Origin of the sequence: uncultured Eudoraea sp., from assembly GCF_947258925.1 — a bacterium.
In the GTDB taxonomy this organism is placed as follows: domain Bacteria; phylum Bacteroidota; class Bacteroidia; order Flavobacteriales; family Flavobacteriaceae; genus Eudoraea.
Genome location: NZ_CAMYKG010000071.1, coordinates 1 through 3772, shown reverse-complemented (window position 1 = coordinate 3772; position 3772 = coordinate 1). Strand labels below are relative to the sequence as shown.

The 3772-nt window shown below is 42.6% G+C and carries 4 protein-coding genes; all 4 read left to right on the top strand.

Going from position 1 to position 3772, the window contains the following annotated elements; genetic code table 11:
* The coding region (locus tag Q0X77_RS15195) for a peptidoglycan-binding domain-containing protein (RefSeq protein ID WP_297798666.1) at positions 1–247 on the top strand (247 nt) is incomplete at its 5' end.
* A 107-nt stretch (positions 248–354) separates the two neighbouring features.
* Positions 355–2706 (top strand): arylsulfatase, encoded by a 2352-nt coding sequence (locus Q0X77_RS15190; protein ID WP_297798665.1) that lies wholly within the window; start codon positions 355–357, stop codon positions 2704–2706.
* 110 nt (positions 2707–2816) lie between these two features.
* A complete protein-coding gene (locus Q0X77_RS15185; RefSeq protein ID WP_297798664.1) occupies positions 2817–3341 on the top strand; it encodes a hypothetical protein in 525 nt (174 codons plus the stop codon).
* Between the two features lie 22 nt (positions 3342–3363).
* Positions 3364–3772, top strand: a 409-nt coding sequence (locus Q0X77_RS15180) for a hypothetical protein (protein WP_297798663.1), incomplete at its 3' end; no start/stop codon positions are given.

The window sequence follows — 3772 nt, the reverse complement described above, 5'->3', positions numbered from 1 at the left end:
ACAGCAAATAGCGGAGACGGAACGCCTTAAAAAACAGGAGTCTGCCCAGGAAGAATTTGAAACCGGAACTGTGCTCGAGATACAGAAGTCGTTGATGCGAATGGATTTCGATCCCGGTGACATAAACGGACAGATGCAGACCGCTACCGAAAACGCAATCCGGCTATATGAACAACAATATGGCTTGCTGGAAACCGGGAGACCGTCGCAGGAGTTGCTTAAACATATGCTGCAGCATGGAGGCTGATAAAACGAACGCAACTGAGTATCACGCGCGACAAATGGAATCAGGATTAGCTTACACTTTAATATAAATAATAATACGGGGAACACTTAAATTTAAACATTAAAATTATGAAAAACATTAGACATCTATTCGTAATGCTGCTGGCCATCGGAATTGTTGGCTGCCAACAACAAGGCGAATCTTCATCCGAAGAAAAATCGGAATCCTTCAAAAAATACGGGCAGGAATTCGAAGGAAAAATAGCCAAGAGTTATGAAGAGTCTGAGGAGTGGTGGCCCACACCACCTCAACCCCCTGCTGGCACCCCTAATGTGGTGATCTTCCTTTTGGACGATACCGGTTTTGGACACATAGGCAGTTTTGGAGGCCTAATAGAAACACCAAATATAGATAAACTTGCCGCTGATGGCCTGCGATACAATAATTTCCACACTACTGCACTGTGCTCTCCGTCGAGGGCGACAATTATGGCGGGGCGAAACCATCACAGGATCGGTTTGGGCTCACATTCGCTTACTGCAATGGGTTTTCCAGGCTATAATGCTTTTGCCCCTGAAAGCGGAAAATCTATAGCTAAACACTTACAGAAAGCTGGCTTTATTAATTACGCCATCGGTAAATGGGACCACACACCGCTTTATGAGGTTTCTGAAAGTGGCCCGTTTGATCGCTGGCCAAGTGGTGAAGGTTTTGATCACTACTACGGCTTTATGGCCGCAGATGCGGATAATTATCGTTCACTGTTGTGGAGAGATCATAATCCGATGGAAGACTGGACCGGAAAAATGGATTATCATTTGAGTGAGGCCATGGCCGATGAGTTTACAAGAAATATAACTTCACACGTTTCTGTCTCGCCAGATAAACCTTTTATGATGTTCTGGGCGCCAGTGGCCATGCACTCCCCGCACCAGGCTCCTCAAAAATACATCGATTACTACAAAGGTAAATTTGATAAGGGATGGGATAATGCCCGCGAGATTATTCATAAGGCACAGTTGGATATGGGCATAATTCCCCAAGGAACCGAGCTTTCACCACGAATTGCTGAAATTCCTTCCTGGGAAAGTTTAAACGCAGAGGAACAAAAACTCTACGCCAGGCAAATGGAGGTATTTGCTGCCATGCTTACACACGCCGATGAACAGATTGGGAAAATGGTAGAAACATTAAAACGTACCGGACAGTACGACAACACAATCATATTTGTAACCGCTGATAACGGCTCCAGTGGTGAAGGTGGTTTGGCCGGAACCTTTAATGAAACCTATGTGCTCAATGGCTTGCAAACACCTTTCGATGCGAATATGTCGCATTACGACGATTGGGGCGGCCCCAACACATATCCGCACTTCCATGCAGGCTGGGCTATGGCCGGGAATACCCCTTTTAAATATTTTAAACAAATTGTGCATAATGGAGGTATTGCGGATGCATTGGTAATAAGTTGGCCCAAGGGAATTAAGGCTAAAGGGGAGGTAAGAAATCAGTATCACCATATCACAGATATTGGGGCTACCATACTCGATGTTACGGGCACCCCTTTCTTCGAAGAGATAGATGGACACAAACAAATGGACCTCGATGGCAGGAGCATAGCATATTCCTTCGATAATGCCGATGCACCTACCAGTCATCCTGAACAGTACTATGAACTCTTTGGTAACCGTGCTATTTATAAAGACGGTTGGAAAGCAGTAACCATACATGGAAATCGCATGCCGTGGGAACTAAATAAAACAGCTCCGTTTGAAGATGATGTCTGGGAACTTTATCATATTGATGAAGATTTTTCAGAATCTAAAGATCTTGCAGATGAACACCCGGAAAAACTGGAAGAACTCCAAACCAGATGGGAAGAGCTTGCCGATGAAAACAATGTATTTCCCTTATATGATGATATGATACAGCGTATCGCAAAACAACAGGGAAGGCTCTTTGGAGATAGAAAAGAATTCACTTATTTCTATCCAGGAGCACAACGAATTGCTGAAAAAGCTTCGCCACCTGTTAAAGGGAAATCGCACTCAATAGAAACAACACTTGAACTTTCTGGAGATGAAGAAGGTGTGCTAGTTGCATGTGGCGGCTTTACCGGTGGTTATACCTTATTTATTAAGGATAATAAGCTGTACTATGATTACAACTACTACCACGGCTTGTACTATACCTTAGAATCGCCTGCCCTGCCTAAAGGAACCGTCAATGTGAAATTCAATTTTATTGAGACTGGCGGTAAAACCAAAGGCCTTCCCGGCGGAAAAGGAGAACTGTACGTAAATGGCCAAAAGGTAGATGAGGTAGAACTACCGGATATGCATATCTCGACCTTCTCCCTTTCAGAAACCTTTGATATAGGAGTTGATAACGGAACACCCGTATCCAACAAATATTCTGTAACCAATCACTTCCCTTATAGTGGCGAATTGGATAGGGTATTGGTGAAATTGACAGATTAGGACAATCTAAAACACACAAGCCTTTAGGCTTGTGTGTTTACTAAACGAAATCCAGGCTGTGAATAATGAAAAGTGATAAGGCCATAGATATTTTCTTTGATTAACTATAAATGACTGATAACCAACATCTGAAACCCATAGTACCTCAAAAATCCAAAATAAAGCTCATTCTCGGGTCATTGATTTTAATAGTGGGGTTTTTGAGCCCTTTGCTAATACCGTTGGTAGTCACCTCCAATTGGTCTGCTACCACTAAAAGTATTATCTCAGGTTTACTCGCCTTTGGGATCCCTGAGGTTTTTATGATCGTAGCAGTGGTCGTGATGGGTAAACAGGGTTATGAGTTTATAAAAGAAAAGGCAATTAGGTTTTTAAAGAGGTTTGCTCCTCCCGATAAGGTTAGTCTTTTTCGTTACCGCATAGGACTGTTTCTATTTACCACACCCATTTTAATCGGAATTATTCAGCCTTATTTAGGGCATTTTAGTACTATTTTTAAGGATTTACCTATTTGGTTTACCATGGTCCTGGATGTAATTTTTATCAGCAGCTTTTTTGTATTAGGGGGCGACTTTTGGGACAAATTAAGCAGTCTGTTTAAATATGATGTACGGGTAACCAAAACGCAAAAATAATAACTCGGAACAATTTATAGTGATGAAAAAATACTTTTTAATTCCATTTTTTATTTTCTGTTTGAACATGGGTTTAGCTCAGGAAGAAACTGAGGAAACCGCTGAACCACAGGAAGAAAATACAGCAGATGAACAAAGTGCGGCTTCCAAAGCAATGGATGCAACAGCCACACAGTGGAGTTTCCAATTGGCCTACCAGTCTATGCCGGACTATTATGACGATCTGGTGAATGGAGCCCCGCGCAGACCAGGTTTGGACAATTATCTTCAACTAAGGGTAGTAGCACCGGTGCCTTTAAAAGGACTCACCATTCTTCCCAGGGTTACTTTAAGGCATTATGAAGATTTGTCTAATGGCAATACCGGACTTGGAAATACCGAGATTTTTGCTTTAGTAATACCCAAAGCTACGGATTGGGGAACCGGAAGGG

What these genes read in the sequence shown, in the direction of transcription:
- Q0X77_RS15190 (WP_297798665.1), top strand. Translation starts at nt 355, where the DNA reads ATGAAAAACATTAGACATCTATTCGTAATGCTGCTGGCCATCGGAATT.
- Q0X77_RS15185 (WP_297798664.1), top strand. Translation starts at nt 2,817, where the DNA reads ATGACTGATAACCAACATCTGAAACCCATAGTACCTCAAAAATCCAAA.